The sequence below is a fragment of the Chryseobacterium sp. VD8 genome, assembly GCF_037149975.1.
Lineage (GTDB): Bacteria > Bacteroidota > Bacteroidia > Flavobacteriales > Weeksellaceae > Chryseobacterium > Chryseobacterium indicum.
In genome coordinates this window covers 1-2576 of sequence record NZ_JBBCQL010000362.1, presented here as the reverse complement: position 1 = coordinate 2576, position 2576 = coordinate 1, and the positions used below count along the sequence as shown (strand labels likewise).

The following is a 2576-nucleotide window of genomic DNA, read 5'->3' as shown; positions in this document are numbered from 1 at the left end:
CAGCCGTTATAAGCAGATTAAAATTTATATCGAGCAATGTCTGGAATTTGTAAATATTGCCTTTAAAAACTCCTCAAAATACGGAATTTCGGGGAAAATCAATCAGTCTCTTCTTAAAATCCGCCAACAGGTACAGCGAATTTTTGAAATCATTCAGTTATTGGTTATTGATGAGGAGAAAGATGTTTTGTTGAATTCCAAACAGTTGGTTTTTAATATTTTAAGCTATAAATCTCACAGGAATAATATTTCTGAACTCATCAACGACAGTACAAGGCTGATTTCGCACCTGATCACGAATCACACTGCTGAAACAGGAACCCATTACATTACTTCGAGTCGGAAAGAGTACATGACGATGTTCTACAAAGCGAGTGGAGGAGGAATTATTGTAGGTGCATTATGCGTACTGAAAATGCTGTACGGATACATTCCCGGAAGCGATTTTTCCCATGCCTTTTTGTATTCCATGAATTATGCGATGGGGTTTGTGATGATCTATCTTATGGGTTTCACTTTAGCAACAAAACAGCCTGCAATGACGGCGGCAACAATGACGAAAGTTCTTGCTGAAGAAGGAAATATCAAAAGCAGCAGTACAGAATTTGCCCATTTGGTTTCCAAATTATTCAGAAGCCAGTTTATTGCTTTTGTAGGAAATGTTTTGCTTTCTTTTCCTGTTGCTTTGCTGATTATTTACGGACTTGATGTATTTTTCTCACAAAATTTAGCCATAGAAAGATCAGATAAATTGCTGAAAGATTTAGATCCCTTTAAATCCAAAGCCATTCTTCATGCGTGTATTGCCGGATTTTATCTTTTTATTTCAGGGATTATTTCAGGAAATATCGGAAACAACTCGGTATTTTATCAGATTCCGGAAAGAATTGCTAAAAATATTTCCATCAGCCGATTGTTCGGTAAAAATTTCGCTAAAGGATTATCCAAATATTACGCTAAAAACTGGCCCGGAATTGTATCCAACTTCTGGTTTGGTGTATTTCTTGGGGCAACAGCTCCGGTAGGATTATTCCTGGGACTGGATCTTGATATTCGCCACATTACTTTTGCGGCAGGAAATTTAGCTTTGGGATTGTACGGCAAAGATTTCACAATTGATTCTTATACCTTTTTCATTTCTCTGATAACGGTTTTCCTGATCGGGTTTTTCAATTTTCTGGTAAGTTTCAGTCTGTCTATGTTTCTGGCTTTCAGATCCAGAAAACTGAATTTCGGACAGGTAGGAGAACTGTACAAAGGAATTTTCAGGTATTTTTTAAAGCACCCGCTGAAATTTTTCCTTCCGATACGATCCGGTCTTGATAAAAGAGCAGACGAACTGATGAGCAGTACAAAAACGGCAAAATCTGAAGAAGAGTAAAATTTTACAATATCTGAAGATCATCAAACTTCTCCATGCCGAATTTATCCTGAAATTTTCTCAGGAAAAAACTTTTACGCATCTGAAAATCGTGCTTTAATAAAGGTGAACTGATCTTTATGTAAACACATTTATTTTCAATATTTACGCTCTTAATTTCGTTGAAAAGGCTTTCATCAAGATAATCCGAAAGAAAATCTTTAATCTCAAAAGCTAAAAGTTTATGCTCAAAACCATGAATTTTGGCAAAAGATTTCACAAGTTCCGAGGACTGGAATTCACGTTTTTTCTTCTTCATTATTTACTGATGTATTGTGTTTGTAAACCTTTGCTTTGGAAAAATTTTTCTAATTCAGGATATATAAATTCACAGGCTTTTTTCCAGTTGAAAAATTTTGAAGGATAGCTTTCTACATTACCACACTCAAAGCAAATTTCAATTATTTCGAATATTCTGTCGTTTTCATCATAAAAAACAATGGCATTTCTCGGGAAAAAGCATCCTGACTGAGAAAACATAGTGATAACATGTTTATTACAGGTATTAAAAATAATATGACTGAGTTTTGATATTTCTTCTAAATTCAGAGTTTTAGATTCTTCAATTTCTTTTTCAGATTGATTTTCTATAATCTCTCTAAAATCTATGGACTTGGGAAGATGATAAAATTCGTTCAATTTTACAGAATCTTCTTTTGTTTTTGGCGGCGGTGGAGGTGGTATATAGCCTGAACTCTTTTTAAAATTTAAGTTATAAGAAACGATTTTGATTTTACTTGCTTTATTAAAAGGATAGTTTTTTATTCTCTGACCAAATGAAACCGGCTGGTAATTTTTATTGATTTCACCTTCTGAAGCATAATCATCAAGCAGGTCTTTTGGATTTTTCTTCTTTTGACCTGAATGAAAACAATAGCAAAAAGCAAAGAATAAAAACAGTATATTTTTCATGGCTTAAATCTCAAAAATGATACTTTCCTCATTAATCTTCTTCACCACACTTTCCGTGCGTTCACGATGTGTATCCGTAATAAAAATCTGTCCGAAATTCTCCTGATTCACCAATTCTATCAATTGAGAAACACGGCTGTCGTCCAGTTTATCAAAAATATCATCCAGCAAAAGAATAGGCGTTTTCTTTGTTAACTCTTTTATCAGGCTCATTTGTGCCAGTTTCAAAGAGATTAAGAAGGAT

General features: G+C 34.3%; 3 protein-coding genes and 1 pseudogene. 1 reads left to right on the top strand and 3 read right to left on the bottom strand.

The genetic code is table 11. From position 1 onward, the window contains the following. Positions 1 to 1381, top strand: a 1381-nt coding sequence (locus tag WFK35_RS22080) for a recombinase (RefSeq protein WP_336734738.1), incomplete at its 5' end; no start/stop codon positions are given. A 4-nt stretch (positions 1382 to 1385) separates the two neighbouring features. Here WFK35_RS22080 and WFK35_RS22075 read toward each other — a convergent pair. The 3 genes and pseudogenes from WFK35_RS22075 to WFK35_RS22065 form a co-directional block, all read right to left on the bottom strand. Continuing rightward, positions 1386 to 1679, bottom strand: a complete 294-nt coding sequence (locus tag WFK35_RS22075) for a hypothetical protein (RefSeq protein WP_336734736.1) — start codon at positions 1677 to 1679, stop codon at positions 1386 to 1388. Then, complete coding sequence (locus WFK35_RS22070; protein ID WP_336734734.1) at positions 1679 to 2332, bottom strand: hypothetical protein; 654 nt, start codon at positions 2330 to 2332, stop codon at positions 1679 to 1681. The genes WFK35_RS22075 and WFK35_RS22070 overlap by 1 nt, the downstream gene beginning before the upstream one ends. 3 nt (positions 2333 to 2335) lie before the next feature. Beyond that, positions 2336 to 2576, bottom strand: a pseudogene (locus WFK35_RS22065) (DNA replication/repair protein RecF); the annotation flags it as partial.

Coding starts and splice junctions, on each gene's coding strand:
- WFK35_RS22075 (WP_336734736.1), bottom strand. CDS start 1,679: ATGAAGAAGAAAAAACGTGAATTCCAGTCCTCGGAACTTGTGAAATCT.
- WFK35_RS22070 (WP_336734734.1), bottom strand. CDS start 2,332: ATGAAAAATATACTGTTTTTATTCTTTGCTTTTTGCTATTGTTTTCAT.